Genomic DNA, 16210 nt, shown 5'->3' with positions numbered 1-16210 from the left:
GCCTTCCCTCGGGGATGCTTCTCTCCGGTGCACGCTACTCGTCGTCGGTGGCGACGGCGGGGCCGGGACCGGCGCCCAGGCGTCTGGCCAGGCCCATCGCGTCGACCGGCGCCCGGACCTTGACGTCGTTGTCGAAGTACACGAACACGTCGCGGCCGACGCCGTCGGGGCAGCCGCGGCCGGTCCGCCAGCGGTCCACGGTCGCCGCCCACCGGTCCAGCTCGGCGCCGGTGTACCCCGAGGTGTAGAGCTCCTCGGCCCCGTGCAGCCGCACGTACACGAAGTCCGCGGTGACGTGCCGCAGGTCGGGCCAGCGCCCCGCGGTGTCCGCGACGACGAGGGCGACCTCGTGGCGGCGCAGCTGCTCGACGAAGGCCGGTGTGTCGTAGCTGACGTGGCGGATCTCGAGGGCGTGGCGCAGTGGCCGGTCCGCGGCGATGTCGGTCCAGGTGCGGTCCTCGGGCAGCTTCTCGTCGTGCTCGGCCGCCAGCCGCGCGGCGGCGCCGGTGGTGTGCGGCAGCTGGGCGAGGAACCGTTCGAGCAGCTCGGCGTCGTACTCGACCCGCTCCGGCAGCTGCCACAGCACGGGACCGAGTTTGTCCGCCAGCGCCAGGACGCCGGAGGCGAAGAAGTTGGCCAGCGCGGTGTGCACGTTCCGCAGCCGTAGCAGGTGGGTGATGTACCGGCCGCCCTTGACGGAGAAGACGAAGTCCTCCGGGGTGTCCACGTACCACTGCCGGTAGCTGGAGGGGCGCTGGAGCGAGTAGAAGGAGCCGTTGATCTCGATCGTGCGCAGGTGTGAGGACGCGAACGCGAGCTCGCGCCGCTGGGGCAGGCCCGTCGGGTAGAACGAGCCGCGCCACGGGGCGTATCGCCAACCGGAGATGCCGACCCGGGCCGTCCCGGTGCTCGTGACCTCGCCCGTCGTCATGCCCGCACGCTACCGGCCGTCCGGCCCGCTCGTCAGCCGGTGGGGCGGCCCGCGGATACGATGATCCATCGTGGCCAAGCTGTATTTCCGCTACGGGGCGATGAACTCCGGCAAGTCGACCGGTCTGCTGCAGGCGGCGTTCAACTACGAGGAACGGGGCCAGCGGGTGCTGCTGGCCAAGCCGCAGGTCGACGTCAAGGGGGAGGACCGGATCCTCTCCCGGCTCGGCGTCGCCCGGTCCGTGGACTTCCTCGTTCCCGCCGGCGCCGACGTCGCCGAGCTCTTCCACCGGCATGCCGTCGGTGACGACCCGGCCGCGCTGCTGCAGCACGTGGACGCCGTGATCAAACCCGTCGCGTGCCTGCTCGTCGACGAGGCTCAGTTCCTCGAGCCGGCCCAGGTCGACGACCTGCTCCGCATCGCCGTCGTGCAGAACGTGCCGGTGATGGCCTACGGCATCCGCACCGACTTCCGCACCCGCTCCTTCCCGGGCTCGGCCCGGTTGCTGGAGCTGGCGCACGCCCTCGAGGAGCTCAAGACCATCTGCCGGTGCGGCCGGAAGGCGATGTTCAACGCCCGCCGCGTCGGCGACCGGTTCGTCTTCGAGGGGGACCAGGTGGCCATCGACGGCGTCGCGGTCACCTACGAGTCGCTGTGCGGCGACTGCTATCTGACGGAGTCCGGAGGACGGCTGAGCTGACCGAGTCCGGCGGCCGGCGGAGCCGACCGGCCGGGAGGCGCCGAGGACCGGTCCGGTAGACTCGGCACCGAAGCGCCCCTGGTCTGCGGTTCCCGCAGTGCTCGAGGGGCTTTCTCATGTGTGGCCGCCGAGCGGCATCGGCGTCACCCGCATCGCAACGAATGGAGTGATCCGATGCCAGCGATCGTCGTGGTCGGGGCCCAGTGGGGCGACGAGGGCAAGGGCAAGGCCGTCGACCTGCTCGGCGGACGCGTCGACTACGTGGTCAAGCCCAACGGCGGCAACAACGCCGGGCACACGGTGGTCGTCGGCGGCGAGAAGTACGAGCTGAAGCTCCTTCCCGCCGGCATCCTCTCCCCGAACGTCGTCCCCGTGATCGGCAACGGCGTCGTCATCAACCTCGAGGCCCTGTTCGAGGAGATCGACGGGCTCACCAGCCGCGGCGCCGACACCTCGCGCCTGCTCATCTCCGCCAACGCGCACCTGGTGGCCCCGTTCCACCAGACCATGGACAAGGTCACCGAGCGGTTCCTCGGCAAGCGCGCGATCGGCACCACCGGCCGCGGCATCGGGCCCGCCTACATGGACAAGATCGGCCGTCTGGGCATCCGCGTGCAGGACGTGTTCGACGAGTCGATCCTGCGGCAGAAGGTCGAGGGGTCGCTGCGGCAGAAGAACGAGCTCCTGGTCAAGCTGTACAACCGGCGCAGCGTCGACATCGACGAGACCGTGGCCTACTTCCGGTCCTTCGCCGAGCGGCTCCAGCCGATGATGGTCGACAGCACGCACGTGCTCAACAACGCGCTCGACGCCGGCAAGGTGGTGCTGATGGAGGGCGGCCAGGCCACGTTCCTCGACGTCGACCACGGCACCTACCCGTTCGTCACCTCGTCCAACCCGACCGCTGGGGGCGCCTCCGTCGGCTCGGGCGTCGGCCCCACCCGGATCAGCCGCGTCGTCGGCATCATCAAGGCGTACACCACCCGCGTGGGCGCCGGACCGTTCCCCACGGAGCTGTTCGACGAGTGGGGCACCTATCTGCAGAAGACCGGCGGCGAGTTCGGCGTCAACACCGGCCGGCCCCGGCGCTGCGGCTGGTACGACGCCGTGCTGGCGCGCCAGGCCTCCCGCATCAACGGGTTCACCGACTTCTTCCTCACCAAGCTGGACGTGCTCACCGGCATCGAGCGGATCCCCGTGTGCGTGGCCTACGACGTCGACGGCGTCCGGCACGACGAGATGCCCGTGACCCAGACCGAGTTCCACCACGCCAGGCCCGTGTTCGAGTACTTCGACGGGTGGACCGAGGACATCTCCGGCGCCCGTTCGCTGGAGGACCTGCCCGCCAACGCCCGGGCCTACGTGACGGCGCTCGAGTCGATGAGCGGCACCCGGTTCTCCGCCATCGGCGTCGGCCCGGACCGTGAGCAGACGATCGTCGTCCACGACCTGATCGGCTGACCGGCTCGTCCCCGGCGCCACGACGGCCGGCTCCCCTCGGGGGAGCCGGCCGTCGGCATGTCCGGGTGCTGTCCGACCGTGCCCGGACGACGGCGGGACCCGGGGGGCACGACACGGTTGTGTGACGCTGACGAACCGGTGGGGTATTGACTATTCGACACTTCTTGCGCTCTCATTGGAACAATCCGTCATGATCTAGCTCACACTGAATCGTCTCGGTCATTGCGGCCGTCCCGGCCATCCCCGTCACCTGCCAGGAGTGTCATGTTCCCCACCGCCGTCGATCCCCGGTCGACCGACATCGCCCCCGTGGCCATGCACCCCGTGCTGTGGGTGTGCGCCGCGGGCGTCTTCGCGGTCATCATCGCGCAGTCCGTGATCTACCTGCGGGCCATCCGGAAGGCTGCCCCGGCCGCCGACCTGACCGACGGGCAGGTGACCTCGTCCGTCCGATCGGGTGCCGTGGCCGCGATCGGTCCGTCCCTGGCCGTCGCCCTGGTCGCGATCTCGCTGCTGCCGCTGTTCGCCACCCCCGCCGTCCTGACCCGGATCGGCCTGGTGGGTTCGGCGGCGTTCGACGTCGCCGCAGCGGGTCTGGCCGCCGGCACGCAGGGCGCGCAGCTGGGCGGGCCCACCTACACGCAGAAGATCTTCGCCATCGGCTTCGCCGCCATGACGCTGGGCGGTCTCGCCTGGATGCTGATGGCCCTCGTCCTCACCCCGCTGCTGTCCAAGGGCGACAAGACCCTGCGCCGGGTCAACCCCGCCATCATGACCGTGGTCCCCGCCGCCGCCATGCTCGCCGCGTTCTTCACCCTGGCGTTCACCGAATCGGTCAAGTCCCCGGTGCACCTGCTGACCCTGCTGGTCTCCGCGGCCACGATGGGGCTCTGCCTGACCGGCGCGAAGCTCCTGCGCAAGCCCTGGCTGCGGGAGTGGGGGCTCGGCATCGCCATCCTCGTCGCCCTCGCCGTCGCCTTCCTGGTCACCGCGAAGTGACCCCCCGACCTCACGCGAACCCGCCCACGACCAGCCCAGCTCCCCGGGAGACCACCATGACCGCTCCGGCCACCACCCGCTCCACCGACGGGCTCGCCCAGTTCGACCGCACGACGGCGCTCTGGGGGCCGATCACGCTGGGCACCGGCCTGCTGATCTCGCTCGCCGCCGCACTCTTCGCCGCCTTCGGCACCGGCACCGGCGTCACCGGCCCCGAACTGTGGGCCGCCGTCGGCATCGTGGTCGCCACCTTCGGGGTCATCGCCGTGATCGAGCCGATCGCCTACTACCCGATCCTCGGGCGCAGCGCCATGTACCAGGCGTTCATGATCGGCAACATCGCCAACAAGCTACTGCCGGCCGCCGTCATCGCCCAGACCAACCTCGGGGAGAAGCCCGGCACCCGACGCGGCGAGCTGATCGCCGGCAGCGCCATCATCGGCGCCGTGCTCGTGCACATCGTCACGCTGATCCTGCTCGTGGGCGTGCTCGGCACCTGGCTCGTCGGCGTCCTCCCGCCCGGCCTGATCGCCGTCACCCGGCTCTACATCCTCCCCGCCGTCTTCGGTGCGGTCACCGTGCAGGCCGTCGTGGCCACGAAGAACCCGCGGCCCACCATCGTCGCCGCCGCCGTCGCCGCGCTCATGATCTTCGTCGTCGTGCCGCTCGTGCCGGCCCTGGCGAACTTCGCGACGGCGCTCGCGGTCGTCATCACCATCGTCATCGGCTGGTTCGTCCGCCGGCGCGATACGGTTCCGGCAGGCCCGCCCGCCTCCGCCGGCCACTGATCGACCCGCTCCCACCCGGAAGGACTCCGCCCCATGACGCCGTCGCCCGCCACGACCACCCTCGCCGCCGGGATCGAGGTGCCCACGGCCTTCGTCGACGAGCACGTCGACCGGTACCGGGACTTCCACCGCGCGCCCGAGCTCTCCTCCCAGGAGCACGCCACCGCCGCCGCCATCGAGACCCGGCTCGGCGAGCTCGGCGTGGAATCGTTCCGCAGTGGCGGCACCGGCGTCGTCGGCCTGCTGCGCAACGGGGACGGGCCGGTCGTCGCCTTCCGCGCCGACACGGACGGCCTGCCGATCGCCGAGGACACCGGGCTCGACTACGCCAGCACCGCCACGGGCACCCTGCCGAACGGCGACCAGGCCCCGGCGATGCACGGCTGCGGGCACGACACCCACATCGTCGCCGCACTCGGCGCCACCGCCTGGCTCGCCGAGCACCGGGACGCCTGGCACGGCACGCTCGTCCTGCTGTTCCAGCCGGGGGAGGAGACGGCATGGGGCGCGAAGGCCATGGTCGACGACGGTCTGTGGGACCGGGCGCCGCGGCCGGAGGTGGTCCTCGCCCAGCACGTGATGCCGGTCGAGGCCGGCCGGTTCTGGCTGCGGGAGGGCAACATGGCCAGCCTCGCCGACTCCTGGCGGATCACCGTCCGAGGCCGGCAGGCGCACGGCTCCCAGCCGGAGAAGTCCCTCGACCCGATCGTGGCCGCGGCCGCGATGGTGCTCCGGTTGCAGACCATCGTCTCGCGCGAACTCGCGCCCACCACGCCGGCGGTCGTCACCGTCGGCACCTTCCACGCCGGGTTGAAGGAGAACATCATCCCCGACGTCGCGGAGTTCAGCGTCAACGTGCGGACCCCGGACGAGGAGGTGCGGGCCCGCGTGCTCGGCGCCATCCGGCGCATCGTCGCCGGTGAGGCCGCCGCGTCCGGCCTGGACGAGCCGGAGATCACCGAGATCAACCGGTTCCCCCGGCTGGTCAACGACGCCGATCACACCGCCCGCGCCTCGGCCGCGCTGATCCGCGGCTTCGGCGAGGACGCCGTCGTCGCCGCCCCGCTCGGCATGGGATCGGAGGACGCCGGCTGGCTGGCCGACGCGATCGGCGTGCCCGGGGTGTTCTGGGCCTTCGGCGCCTTCCCGCCCGAGGCGTTCGCGGACGGCGCCGCTCCGGCCGGCAACCACTCGCCGCAGTTCGCCCCGGACGCCGAGCTCGCCGTCGTGCACGGCACCGGTGCCGCCCTGTCCGTGCTGCTCGAGTACCTGGGGGTCTGAGCCCGTGCCGGCCGCCGAGCTGGACGAGACCGACCGGCAGATTGCGGCCGCCCTGATCCGGGACGGCCGCGCCTCGTGGCGGGCGATCGCGGAGGTGCTCGGCCAGCAGGAGCGCACCGTCGCCCGGCGCGGCAAGCGGCTCTTCGCCACCGGGGCGGTGCGGATCCACGCCCTCGCCAACCCGTCCGTCCTCAACGACGCCGACGCCTACCTGCTGCGGGTCGACGCCCGGCCGGCCGACGTCCGGGCGATCGGCCGCTGGCTCGCCGAGCGGGAGCAGACCCTCTGGGTGAGCGCGCTGGCCGGCTCCAGTTCCTGCGTCGCCGAGATCTTCCTGCCGCGCGGGACCCTCGGGGCGACGCTGTACGACGACGTCGCCGGGCTGGAGGGGGTCCGCGACGTGGCGCTCCGTCCCCTGGTGCGCCACCACCGGACGGTCTCCGGCTGGCGACCCGACGTGCTCTCCGCCGAGCAGTACCTGGCCCTGAGCCCCGACGAGGACGCGAGCCGGGCCACCCTGCGGCCCCCGGGCGGCGAGCCCCTGGACGAGGGCAACCGGGCGCTCGTGGACCTGTTGCGCCGGCACGGCCGGGCCACGCTCGAGGAACTGGCCGCCGGCACCGGCCTGGCCAAGGCGACGGTCAGCCGCCGGCTGGACGGCCTCACCGCCTCGGGAGCCCTGTTCATCCGCGCCGTGCTGGACCCGGCGACCCTCGGTTACCCGGTCGAGGCCCTGGTGGAACTGGAGTGCCGGATCGGCGCGCTGGACGATGTCGGCCGGGCGGTGGCGGAGCTGCCGAGCACTCGCTGGGCGGCGTCCACCGGGGAGCGCATCGTCGTCCAGAGCGCGCTCGCCGGCGTCACCGACCTGGAGCGGACGCTCGCCCGCCTGGGCGGTCTCGACGGCGTCACCGCCGTCCGGTCCTCCCTCTACGCCGAGATCTTCAAGCGCAGCAGCACGGTGTACGTCGACGGGGTGCTGCCGCCCGCGGTGTCCGCGTGACCGGCCGGCCGCCGGGTGGCTCCCGCTAGCGGCCGCCCGCCGTCACTGAGCTGGGCCGTCACTCATCCGTCCAGTCCGGGGCCAGCTGCTGGGGGTCGAGGTAGCGCTCGTTCCGCTGCGAGAGCTCTGTCAGCCTCGCGGTCTGCTCGGCGCTGAGCTCCACCTCGAGTGCGCCGAGGTTCTCCCGACGCCGGTCCGGGTCGGTGGAGCGCGGCAGGACGGTGACGCTCTCCTGGCCGGCCAGCCAGGCGAGGGCCACCTGGGCCGGCGTCGCGTTCGCCTCGGACGCGATCTGCGTGATCACCGGGTCCTCGATCAACCCCCGGCCGTTGGCAAGGGGGGAGTACGCGGTGATCATCAGGTCCCGGGCGCGGGCGGTGTTCAGCAGGGCGTCCTGACTCAGGTGCGCGTGGTACTCGACCTGGTCGGCGAAGATGTCCGGATCGTGCTCGAACAGGCGGCGCAGCATGCCGGCCGGGACGTTGGAGACGCCGTACTCGCGCACCAGGCCATCCGCCTTCGCGGTGGCGAGCGCGTCGAGCGCCCTGCGGACGGTGTCCTCCCCGCCGGTCGGCCAGTGCAGCAGCATCAGGTCGAGGTGGTCGACGCCGAGCAGGCGAAGCGACCTCTCGGTGCTCGTGCGCAGCGCCTCGGGCGCGAAGGAGTCGATCCACACCTTGCTGGTCAGCCAGAACGCGTCGCGGGCGACGCCGGACTTCTTCAGCCCCGTCCCGACCTGCTCCTCGTTGCCGTACGCCTGCGCGGTGTCGATGTGCCGGTAACCGGCGGCCAGGCCGTCCGTCACGGCGTCGACGACGTGCTGGCCGGCCACCTCCCAGGTGCCGATCCCGAAGGTCGGCACCGACACGCCACGGAAGGTCTTGGTGGATGCGATCGTCATCTCGACAGCCTACTGGTGATGCGGGGGTCGCCCCGTCGTCGACGCTGTCGGCGGAACCCGCGCCCACCGGGGGCGACGCCGGCCTCGGCGGCCTCGCGGCCATGCCCTACTGTGGAGGCACGACGCGGGCTCGAGGAGGAGATCATGCTGGTCAGTGTGGGTCAGTTCGACCCGACGGGATCGCCGGACGCCAATCTCGCGGTGATGCGCGACCTGGCCGAGCAGGCCCGGCGCGACGGCGCCCAGCTCGTCATCTTCCCCGAGGAGTCGATGTTCAGCATCGGCAAGGTGGAAGGCGACTTCGCCGCCGCGGTCGCCGCCCACTGGTCCACCTTCGTCCGCGACCTCACCCTCCTCGCCCGTCAGCTGTCGATCGCCGTCATCGCCGGCGGCTACGAACCGTCCACCGATCACCGGCCCTACAACACGCTCGTGGTCATCGACGCCGAGGGACGGGTGGTGGAGACGTACCGCAAGCTGCACCTGTACGACGCGTTCTCCTACCGGGAGTCCCAGCGCATCGCCGCGGGCGACGAGGGCCCGAAGAACGTCAATCTCGGTGGCCTGAACATCGGCGTGATGACCTGCTACGACCTGCGGTTCCCCGAGATGGCGCGGGTGCTCGCGGAGGAGGGCGCGGACCTGATCGCGGTGCCCTCCGCCTGGTTCAAGGGCGACCACAAGGTCGACCACTGGGAGACCCTGCTCAAGGCGCGGGCCATCGAGAACACCTGCTGGGTGGCCGCAGCGGGCACGTCCGGCGGGCACACCATCGGCCACTCCGCGATCATCGACCCGATGGGGGTGCCGCAGGACTTCCTCGAGGACGAGCGGCAGGGCCTGGTCACCGTCGACGTGACCCGGCGCCGGATCGACGAGGTCCGCGAGTTCCTCCCGGTGCTGCGCAACCGGCGGCTGACATCCTCCCGCACGCTGGTGCCCGCCCCGAACGGGGACTGACCGTGCCGGCGCCGCGCCCGGAGCCGACCCGCGGGCTGACCTACCGGCAGGTGGGCTGGACGGCGACGGGCTGGTGGCCGCCGGGGTGGTACGCGGTGCGGGAACGGCATGTCGTCGGGCACGGTCCCGCCGCGTTCGCCGCGCTGGCGCAGGCCATCGGGCGCTGGGGCATTCTCGAGGGGGCGGGCCTGACGGTGGACGCCGACGAGGACGTCGCCCGGCCCGGCGTCCGGGTGCGCAGCACCGTCGGCATGCGCACCCTGCTCCCTCCCGGCGCCCGCCTCGGCCGCGCGCCGGGCGCCCTGGACCGGTTGCTGCGGGCCGGGCCGACGGCGCCGTGCCGCGTCGTGTGGGTCGCCGGCACGGCCGACGGGGTACCGGTGGCGCCCCTGGACGGGCGGATCCCCGTGGCGACCGCCGGCTTCGCCTACGGCACCCTGCCCGGCCACCCGGAACGCGGGGAGGAGGCCTTTCTGGCGCACCGGTACGAGGACGGCGAGGTCGCGTTCGAGGTGCGGGCGTTCAGCACCCCGGCGACGCGGTTCCTCGCGCTCGGCGCACCGGTCAGCCGTCGCCTGCAGCGGCTGATCACGGACCGGTACGCTGACGCGGCGCGGGCCGCCGTCACCCGCCGGCAGGACACTCGGCCACGCCCGGCGCACCCCGGGGGCGGGTGAGCTCAGACGGTCGCCGGGCGCTCCCGGCGGTAGCCGCGCTCGAACGTCTCGTCGGCGTCGTCGTCCTCCGCGGTGAACCCGCACTTGAGCAGGACGCGCTGCGCCGCCTCGTCGTCCCACGGCGTGCTGGCCTGCACGGCGCCGATCTCGGGGAAGGAGAAGGCGAAGTCGACCAGGGCGGTCGTGGCCTCCGTGGCGTACCCCTGGTTGCGGCGGGACGGGCAGACGCTGCAGATGAGCTCGCCCACGCCGTCGATCGGCGGCCCCTCGAAACCGATCAGGCCGACCACGAGGCCGGACTGACGCTCCACGATGGCCAGCTGGCCGAAGGCGGTGGAGACGTCGAACGCACCGCCGCCGTACTCGAGCATCCGTGCGGTGTCCACGTCGGACGGCTGCGGGAAGTCCTCGGCCCACTCGACCGGATGCGCGCCTGCGAGCAGGGCCGCGACGTCGCTCGCGGTCATCGGGCGGAGGATCAGACGTTCGGTGCCCACGCCGATGGTCGGATCGAGGTCCCCGGGGCTGATCTGCATGCCCCCATTATGGGGCTGATGCGGGGGTGTGCCCCACCCGGCCGAGCGCCGTCGGCGCAACATCCTGGCGCGGCGGCGGTGCCGGCCGACCCGTCAGCGCCGATCCGACCGGGCGGCGTGGTCCGGCCACCGCGCCGCGACCGGCAGGCTCCGCAGGCCGCGATGGGTGATCGCGAGGACGGCGGCGACCCCGCACAGGCCCGCGCACGCGCCCAGGACGCCGGACCAGCCCCACGCGGTGTAGCTGAACCCGGCGAGCAGTGGGGCCAGCGGGACGGCACCCAGCGCCAGCACGTCGAGCGCACTGCTGGCCCGGCCGAGCAACCGGGACGGCACGGCGACCAGTAAATACCCGAGCAGTCCGGCGTTGATCACGGGGGCCGCGGCCATGCTCACCGCGAGGACGGCGCACACCGCGGGCAGGGAGCCGGCGACCGGCAGGAACGCCGTCGCCCCCGCCATCGTCAGCAGGCCGACGCCGCTGAGCAGCCCCGTGGGCACCCGCTGCACCAGCACCGTGGCGACCAGCGACCCGGCCAGCAGCCCGAGCCCGACCGACGCCGAGACCAGGCCGATGGCCGACGGCGCCTCGCCGCGCTGCTGCAGGCCGAACACCACCGCGGTGATCGCCGCGTTGATGCCGAGGTTGAGGATGGTCGAGACGGCCATCAGGCCCCGCAGCTCGGGGCGGTGCGCCAGCCACGCGAAGCCGGCCCACGCCTCGCGGAGCAGCCCGGTCGCCTCCGTCGGCGCGCCGGCTCCGGGGCCCCCACCGTCCTCGGGGGCCGGGCGCAGGTCCGCCCGGATGCGCAGGGCGGCCACGGCGCTGAGCACGTGCAGCACCGCGGTCCCCAGGAACGGCACGACGTGGCCGATGCCCATCAGGACGCCGCCGACGGGCCCGCCCGCCAGGGAGACGACGGCGTCGCGACCCTGGTTGGCGGCGACGGCCGAGCCCCGCCGCTCGGACTCGACCACCGCGGGCAGGGCGGCGTTCGGCACCGCGTCGAACAGGCCGCTGCGCACGTTCATCAGCAGGTTCAGGGCGACGAGGAGCCAGAAGTCGAGGACCCCGGCGAGCTGGACGGCGGCGAGCGCGACGGCGAGCAGGGTGCCCAGGGTGGCGCCGAGCAGGATCAGCCGGCGCCGGTCGTGTCGGTCGGTCAGCACGCCGCCCGGGATGGTCGCCAGCACGCGGCCGGTGGCGCCGACCGCCCCGACGACGCCGGCCTGGCCCGGGCTGCCCGTGACGTAGAGGGCGAGCAGGGGGACGGCGAGCCCGAGCAGCGCCCGGCCGAACGCCGTCGACGTGTCGGTGGTCAGCCACCACCGGTAGTCCGCTCTGCGCCACAGGCCGGGTGCGCGGACCGGCGTCGCCGGCTGCGCGGGGGAGCGGGTGCCCCGACCGTACGCCGCCGCATCGTCTCGATCCTGGGCGCCGTCGACCATGCCCGCGCCACCGACCTCGCCCGGCAGCTGGACGTCCCCGCGAACGCGGTGAGCTTTCACCTGCGCACGCTGGCGCGGGCCGGCTTCGTGCAGGAGGCGCCGGAATTCGCCCGCGACCGCCGGGCCCGGGTGTGGAAGGCGGTGAACCAGTCCTGGAAGGCGGGGGACCGCGAGTCGCCGCTCGGCCCGGACGACGAGGCGCCGCTGGCCGCCTACCTGGACCAGGTGACGAGGGATCAGCAGGACATGCTGACCCGGCTGCTCGGCTGGGCGAGGCGACGCGCCGCCGGCCGCGACCGGGAGTTCCGGGGCGAGGTCAGCATCGGCTCGCTGCGGCTCACCCCGGACGAGGCGCGGGCGGTGTTCGCCGAGGTCGGCGCGGTGCTGGACCGAGCCCGGTCCCTGCACCACGAGAGCACGGACGCCGACGCCGCGGGCGTCCGGACCTGGGACTACACGGTCCTGGCCGCCCGCGACGACCTCTGAGGGCCGGCCGGCCCCGGTCGATGGACGCCGCCGGAGCGGCACCGGTCAGGCGCGCACCTGACGCTTCGAGGAGATGACGCCGGTGTCGAATCCGGCCAGGTGCAGCCCGCCGTGGAATCGCGCGTGCTCGATCTTCACGCACCGGTCCATCACGACGTTCAGCCCGGCGGCCTCCGCGTCGGCGGCCACGCCCTCGTGCCACGAGCCCAGCTGCAGCCAGATCGTGCCGGCCCCGGCATCGATCGCCTCGGACAGCACCCCGGGCAGGTCGTCGTGCTTGCGGAACACGTCGACGATGTCCGGCTTCTCCGGCAGGTCCGCCAGCGAGGCGTACACCGGCTGCCCGAGGATCTCCTTGGCGACCGGGTTGACGAAGTACACCCGGTACGGCGAGGAGGAGAGCAGGTAGGTGGCGACGAAGTAGGACGCCCGGGACGGCTTGTCCGACGCCCCGACGATGGCGATCGTCTTGGCCTCACGGAGGATGGCCAGCCGCTCGGGGGCGGTGGGCCCGACCCAGGTGCGGCTCTGCTGGTCGGTGGACGTGGTGCTCATGCGCGGGCTCCGATCTCGCAGGACGCCCCGCCGTCGGCGGCTCCGGTCTCGGGCGTGACGAACGTGTCGTCGTTGTCCGCCAGTTCCCCGGTCTCGGCGGCGGCCTCCTGGGCGGCGGTGAGCGCCTGGTCGAGGTCCCACAGGATGTCCTCGACGTCCTCCAGGCCCACCGAGATGCGGATGAGGTCCTCGTTCACGCCGCCCGCGGCGAGCTGCTCCGCGGTCAGCTGGCGGTGGGTGGTCGACCCCGGGTGCAGGACGAGCGTGCGGGAGTCGCCGACGTTGGCCAGGTGGCTGGCCAGCTGCAGCGCCTCGATGAAGCGCTCGCCGGCCGCGCGGCCGCCGCGCACGCCGAAGCTGAACACCGAGCCCGGGCCGAGCGGCAGGTAGCGCTCCGCCCGCTCGTGGTGCGGATGGGAGGGCAGTCCCGCCCAGTTGACGTAGGAGACCCGCTCGTCGGCATCGAGCCACTCGGCGACGGCCCGGGCGTTGGCCAGGTGCGCGTCCATCCGCTGCGGCAGCGTCTCGACGCCCTGCAGCAGCTGGAACGCCGACTGGGCGGACAGGGACGGGCCGATGTCGCGCAGCTGCTCGGAGCGCAGCTTGGTCAGGAACCCGTACTCGCCGAAGTTGCCCCACCAGGACACGTTGCCGTACGAGGGCACCGGTTCGGTCATGGTCGGGAACCTCCCGTTGCCCCAGTCGAACCGGCCGCTCTCGACGACGACGCCGCCGAGCGTGGTGCCGTGGCCGCCGAGGAACTTCGTGGCCGAGTGGATGACGATGTCCGCGCCGTGCTCGATCGGCCGGATCAGGTACGGCGTCGAGAGGGTCGCGTCGACCACCAGCGGCACCCCGGCCTCGTGCGCCACCGCGGCGAGCCCGGCCAGGTCGGCCACCTCGCCGGAGGGATTGGCGACGATCTCCGTGTAGACGGCCTTCGTCTCCGGGCGGATCGCCGCGGCGAAGTCGGCCGGGTCGGTGCCGGGAACGAACGTCGTCTCCACCCCGAACCGGCGCAGCGTCACGTCCAGCTGGGTGACGGTGCCGCCGTACAGCTGCGAGGAGGCGACGAGGTGGTCGCCGGCCCCGGTCAGCGCCGCGAAGACGATGAACTCGGCGGCCATGCCCGAGGAGGTGGCGACGGCGCCGATGCCGCCCTCCAGGGACGCGATCCGCTCCTCGAAGGCGGCGACCGTGGGGTTGCCGATCCGTGAGTAGATGGTGCCGTACTTCTGCAGGGCGAACAGGTTGGCGGCGTCGGCGGTGTCCTGGAACACGAACGACGTCGACTGGTAGATCGGCACGGCCCGGGCGCCGTGCTCGGCGTCGGGCGTGCCCCCGGCGTGCAGCGCGCGGGTGCGGAAGCCGAAGCGGTGGTCCGCCATGGGTCAGCGTGCTCCTGTCGTGGCGGCCAGCTCGGGATCGCCGAGCTCGACGCCGTGCTTGCGGGCCAGGTCGGCCTCCAGCTCCCGCACGATCGGCAGGATGTCCCGGCCGAACCCGGCGACCTCCTCCTGGAAGTGCAGGTAGCAGGTGAGAAGCAGGTTCACGCCCCGCTGCTTGTAGGCCACGATCCGCTCGGCGATCTGCTCCGGCGTGCCGATCAGCTGGGTGCGGAACCCGTCGTTGTACTGGACCAGGTCCTCGAACGAGGAATCGGCCCACATGCCCTTGCCGTCCTTCGTCGAGGAGCCGGCCTCCTGGACGGCGTCGCGGAAGCCCTCGACCGCGGGCCGGTGTGCCTTCTGGACGATCTCCCGCAGCGTGTCCCGGGCCTCCTTCTCGGAGTCCCGGGCGATGACGAAGCCGTTGAGCCCGAACCGCGGGGCCGTCCGGCCGATCGCGGCGGCCGAGGCGTGCACGTCGTTGAACTGCTCCTCGAACCCGTCGAAGTCCTTGCCGTTGGAGAAGTACCAGTCGGCGACGTGGCCGGCGGCGATCCGGGCGGCGGTGGAGTTGCCGCCGAAGAAGATGTCCGGGTGGGCGCGGCCGGGCACGTCCACCGGGGCGGGGGAGAGGGTGAAGTCGGAGATGTCGTAGTACTTCCCGTGGAACGAGAAGTCCTGCTCGGTCCACAGGCCGCGCAGGACCGAGATGAACTCCTCGGTGCGGGCGTACCGCTCGTCGTGCTCGAGCCAGGGCAGCCCGAAACCGTCGAACTCGGCGCGCAGCCAGCCGGAGACGATGTTCACGGCGGCCCGGCCGTTCGAGATGTGGTCGGCCGTGATGATGTACTTCGCCAGCACGCCGGGGTGCCACATGCCCGGGTGGACGGCGGCGATCACCTTCAGCTTCTCCGTCGCGGCGAGCAGGGCGAGGGAGAACGACGTCGCCTCGTGCTGCTTGTCGGCGCCGTAGCTGGCGGCGTACCGGGTCTGGGACAGGGCGTACTCGAAGCCGGCGTCCTCGGCGATCCGGGCCAGCTTCTTGTTGTAGTCGAAGTCCCAGCTGGTGCGCTGCTCGATCGTGGAGACGACGAGGCCGCCGGAGACGTTGGGCACCCAGTAGGCGAACTTCAGGGGCTCGGCGAGATTGACTCGCGGGTCGATGCTGCTCATCGGGACGCTTTCCTTCTGCTGGACGGACCGCTGCGGTTCCCGGCAATGTGCGCATCCGGGCAGGGAACGGCCTGCTCGATGCTCAAGATTGCTGTGCGCTCTCTTCCATCGCTTCTGGCGGTAGCACCGTGTGGTCAGCGGTTCTTCGACCACGGTTGCTGCGGCGTCATCGATCCAGATCTCTCGGCCGCTCGGGATGGCGCTGCCATTGTGCGATGCCCGGCCCGCGTGGATCAACCCGGGTCCGCCATGCGGCGTCATGGGTGCCGGCGGCGCCACGTCACAACCCGAAGCGCGGCGCCTCGATCGCGGGGCAGGTGTCCATCACGACGTCGAGCCCGGCCGCGGCCGCGCGGGCCGCGGCCGCCTCGTCGATCACGCCGAGCTGCAGCCACACGGCGCCGGCTCCCACGGCGATCGCCTGGTCCACGACGGCGCCGACCCTCGTCGAGTTGACGAAGCAGTCCACGACGTCGAGGCGGCCCTCGGCCCGTGCGGCGTCGGCGAGCGTGCGGTACCCCGGTTCTCCGAGGGCCGGCTCGCCGCGCGGGTTGACCGGCACGATCGCCATGCCGAGCCGGTCCCGCAGCATCGCGGCGATCCGGGGGGCGACCCGGCGGGGGTTGTCGCTCAAGCCGACGACCGCCCACCGGCCCGGCGTCGTGAGCAGGCGGCGGATCGTCTCGGGATCGTTCCGGTGGCTCATGAGCCCATTCTCCGCCCCCACCTTTCTGCCTGGCGTTCGGGCGGCGGGCGTGTGACGGTTCGTGGCGGGGGCGGCCGCGGGCGAGTTGCCCCCGCCTCCCGTCGTGCCGCTACAGTGGCCGCATACCATCCCGAGCGGCCGAGAGATCTGGCTCAGCGACGCCGCAGCAACCCACCGATCCGTCGGAAGGGTGCTACCGCCAGGATCGATGGAGTT

Annotated in this window: 17 protein-coding genes and 2 riboswitches; of the genes, 9 read left to right on the top strand and 8 right to left on the bottom strand. The window is 72.6% G+C overall.

The features are described from left to right. Positions 1–34 precede the first annotated feature (34 nt). The gene (locus tag IEX22_RS08555; RefSeq protein ID WP_188667917.1) at positions 35–931 is read right to left on the bottom strand and encodes a DUF72 domain-containing protein; all 897 of its coding nucleotides are present in this window, start codon (positions 929–931) and stop codon (positions 35–37) included. Positions 932–1001: 70 nt separating this feature from the next. Here IEX22_RS08555 and IEX22_RS08550 point away from each other — a divergent pair, with 70 nt between their 5' ends. The 6 genes from IEX22_RS08550 to IEX22_RS16015 all read left to right on the top strand — a co-directional run bounded on the left by IEX22_RS08550 (position 1002) and on the right by IEX22_RS16015 (position 7163). Then, on the top strand, positions 1002–1631 hold the full coding sequence (locus IEX22_RS08550; RefSeq protein WP_188667916.1) for a thymidine kinase: 630 nt from the start codon (positions 1002–1004) through the stop codon (positions 1629–1631). A gap of 174 nt (positions 1632–1805) precedes the next feature. Next, the gene (locus IEX22_RS08545; RefSeq protein ID WP_188667915.1) at positions 1806–3092 is read left to right on the top strand and encodes an adenylosuccinate synthase; all 1287 of its coding nucleotides are present in this window, start codon (positions 1806–1808) and stop codon (positions 3090–3092) included. 264 nt (positions 3093–3356) lie between these two features. Next, complete coding sequence (locus IEX22_RS08540) at positions 3357–4091, top strand: DUF5058 family protein (RefSeq protein WP_188667914.1); 735 nt, start codon at positions 3357–3359, stop codon at positions 4089–4091. Positions 4092–4147: 56 nt separating this feature from the next. After that, positions 4148–4879 (top strand): hypothetical protein, encoded by a 732-nt coding sequence (locus IEX22_RS08535; protein ID WP_188667913.1) that lies wholly within the window; start codon positions 4148–4150, stop codon positions 4877–4879. 33 nt (positions 4880–4912) lie between these two features. Next, positions 4913–6160 (top strand): amidohydrolase, encoded by a 1248-nt coding sequence (locus tag IEX22_RS08530; protein WP_188667912.1) that lies wholly within the window; start codon positions 4913–4915, stop codon positions 6158–6160. 4 nt (positions 6161–6164) lie between these two features. Next, complete coding sequence (locus tag IEX22_RS16015; RefSeq protein ID WP_188667911.1) at positions 6165–7163, top strand: Lrp/AsnC family transcriptional regulator; 999 nt, start codon at positions 6165–6167, stop codon at positions 7161–7163. A 58-nt stretch (positions 7164–7221) separates the two neighbouring features. Here the strand turns inward: IEX22_RS16015 and IEX22_RS08520 are convergent, their stop codons facing one another. Then, positions 7222–8064 carry an aldo/keto reductase gene (locus tag IEX22_RS08520; protein ID WP_188667910.1) on the bottom strand — a complete coding sequence of 281 codons (843 nt, stop codon included), beginning with the start codon at positions 8062–8064 and terminating at the stop codon, positions 7222–7224. A 144-nt stretch (positions 8065–8208) separates the two neighbouring features. Between IEX22_RS08520 and IEX22_RS08515 the strand changes: the two genes are divergently transcribed. Both IEX22_RS08515 and IEX22_RS08510 read left to right on the top strand, forming a co-directional pair. Then, positions 8209–9024 (top strand): carbon-nitrogen hydrolase family protein, encoded by an 816-nt coding sequence (locus tag IEX22_RS08515; RefSeq protein WP_188667909.1) that lies wholly within the window; start codon positions 8209–8211, stop codon positions 9022–9024. A gap of 2 nt (positions 9025–9026) precedes the next feature. Next, the gene (locus IEX22_RS08510) at positions 9027–9701 is read left to right on the top strand and encodes a DUF1990 domain-containing protein (protein ID WP_229659881.1); all 675 of its coding nucleotides are present in this window, start codon (positions 9027–9029) and stop codon (positions 9699–9701) included. Between the two features lie 2 nt (positions 9702–9703). Here the strand turns inward: IEX22_RS08510 and IEX22_RS08505 are convergent, their stop codons facing one another. Together IEX22_RS08505 and IEX22_RS08500 are read right to left on the bottom strand one after the other, a co-directional pair. Next, positions 9704–10237, bottom strand: coding sequence for a GNAT family N-acetyltransferase (locus IEX22_RS08505; RefSeq protein ID WP_188667908.1), 534 nt, complete (start codon positions 10235–10237; stop codon positions 9704–9706). A gap of 93 nt (positions 10238–10330) precedes the next feature. Then, positions 10331–11746, bottom strand: coding sequence for an MFS transporter (locus IEX22_RS08500; protein WP_229659880.1), 1416 nt, complete (start codon positions 11744–11746; stop codon positions 10331–10333). Between IEX22_RS08500 and IEX22_RS15830 the strand changes: the two genes are divergently transcribed. Further along, positions 11657–12172: a helix-turn-helix domain-containing protein gene (locus IEX22_RS15830; protein ID WP_368855331.1), complete on the top strand. Its 516-nt coding sequence runs from the start codon at positions 11657–11659 to the stop codon at positions 12170–12172. The two genes, IEX22_RS08500 and IEX22_RS15830, sit on opposite strands and share 90 nt — an antisense overlap. A gap of 45 nt (positions 12173–12217) precedes the next feature. Here IEX22_RS15830 and IEX22_RS08490 read toward each other — a convergent pair whose 3' ends face one another. From IEX22_RS08490 to IEX22_RS08475, 4 genes are all read right to left on the bottom strand, one after another. Then, positions 12218–12727 carry a CoA-binding protein gene (locus tag IEX22_RS08490; protein ID WP_188667906.1) on the bottom strand — a complete coding sequence of 170 codons (510 nt, stop codon included), beginning with the start codon at positions 12725–12727 and terminating at the stop codon, positions 12218–12220. Further along, the gene (locus tag IEX22_RS08485) at positions 12724–14115 is read right to left on the bottom strand and encodes an O-acetylhomoserine aminocarboxypropyltransferase/cysteine synthase family protein (RefSeq protein ID WP_188667905.1); all 1392 of its coding nucleotides are present in this window, start codon (positions 14113–14115) and stop codon (positions 12724–12726) included. Before IEX22_RS08485 ends, IEX22_RS08490 begins: the two co-directional genes overlap by 4 nt. 3 nt (positions 14116–14118) lie before the next feature. Next, positions 14119–15288 (bottom strand): dimethylsulfone monooxygenase SfnG, encoded by a 1170-nt coding sequence (sfnG, locus tag IEX22_RS08480; RefSeq protein ID WP_188667904.1) that lies wholly within the window; start codon positions 15286–15288, stop codon positions 14119–14121. A gap of 102 nt (positions 15289–15390) precedes the next feature. Further along, a riboswitch (SAM riboswitch) is annotated at positions 15391–15491 on the bottom strand. A gap of 77 nt (positions 15492–15568) precedes the next feature. After that, positions 15569–15994, bottom strand: coding sequence for a CoA-binding protein (locus IEX22_RS08475; RefSeq protein ID WP_188667903.1), 426 nt, complete (start codon positions 15992–15994; stop codon positions 15569–15571). A 122-nt stretch (positions 15995–16116) separates the two neighbouring features. After that, positions 16117–16209, top strand: a riboswitch (SAM riboswitch). Position 16210 lies beyond the last annotated feature (1 nt).

The sequence above is a fragment of the Tersicoccus solisilvae genome (assembly GCF_014643255.1).
Lineage (GTDB): Bacteria > Actinomycetota > Actinomycetes > Actinomycetales > Micrococcaceae > Tersicoccus > Tersicoccus solisilvae.
Note: the sequence above shows the minus strand (reverse complement) of the source record. Positions and strands in the feature narration are given on the sequence as shown.

What these genes read in the sequence shown, in the direction of transcription:
- IEX22_RS08555 (WP_188667917.1), bottom strand. Translation starts at nt 931, where the DNA reads ATGACGACGGGCGAGGTCACGAGCACCGGGACGGCCCGGGTCGGCATC.
- IEX22_RS08545 (WP_188667915.1), top strand. Translation starts at nt 1,806, where the DNA reads ATGCCAGCGATCGTCGTGGTCGGGGCCCAGTGGGGCGACGAGGGCAAG.
- IEX22_RS08540 (WP_188667914.1), top strand. Translation starts at nt 3,357, where the DNA reads ATGTTCCCCACCGCCGTCGATCCCCGGTCGACCGACATCGCCCCCGTG.
- IEX22_RS08535 (WP_188667913.1), top strand. Translation starts at nt 4,148, where the DNA reads ATGACCGCTCCGGCCACCACCCGCTCCACCGACGGGCTCGCCCAGTTC.
- IEX22_RS08530 (WP_188667912.1), top strand. Translation starts at nt 4,913, where the DNA reads ATGACGCCGTCGCCCGCCACGACCACCCTCGCCGCCGGGATCGAGGTG.
- IEX22_RS08520 (WP_188667910.1), bottom strand. Translation starts at nt 8,064, where the DNA reads ATGACGATCGCATCCACCAAGACCTTCCGTGGCGTGTCGGTGCCGACC.
- IEX22_RS08515 (WP_188667909.1), top strand. Translation starts at nt 8,209, where the DNA reads ATGCTGGTCAGTGTGGGTCAGTTCGACCCGACGGGATCGCCGGACGCC.
- IEX22_RS08505 (WP_188667908.1), bottom strand. Translation starts at nt 10,237, where the DNA reads ATGCAGATCAGCCCCGGGGACCTCGATCCGACCATCGGCGTGGGCACC.
- IEX22_RS08490 (WP_188667906.1), bottom strand. Translation starts at nt 12,727, where the DNA reads ATGAGCACCACGTCCACCGACCAGCAGAGCCGCACCTGGGTCGGGCCC.
- IEX22_RS08485 (WP_188667905.1), bottom strand. Translation starts at nt 14,115, where the DNA reads ATGGCGGACCACCGCTTCGGCTTCCGCACCCGCGCGCTGCACGCCGGG.
- sfnG (WP_188667904.1), bottom strand. Translation starts at nt 15,288, where the DNA reads ATGAGCAGCATCGACCCGCGAGTCAATCTCGCCGAGCCCCTGAAGTTC.
- IEX22_RS08475 (WP_188667903.1), bottom strand. Translation starts at nt 15,994, where the DNA reads ATGAGCCACCGGAACGATCCCGAGACGATCCGCCGCCTGCTCACGACG.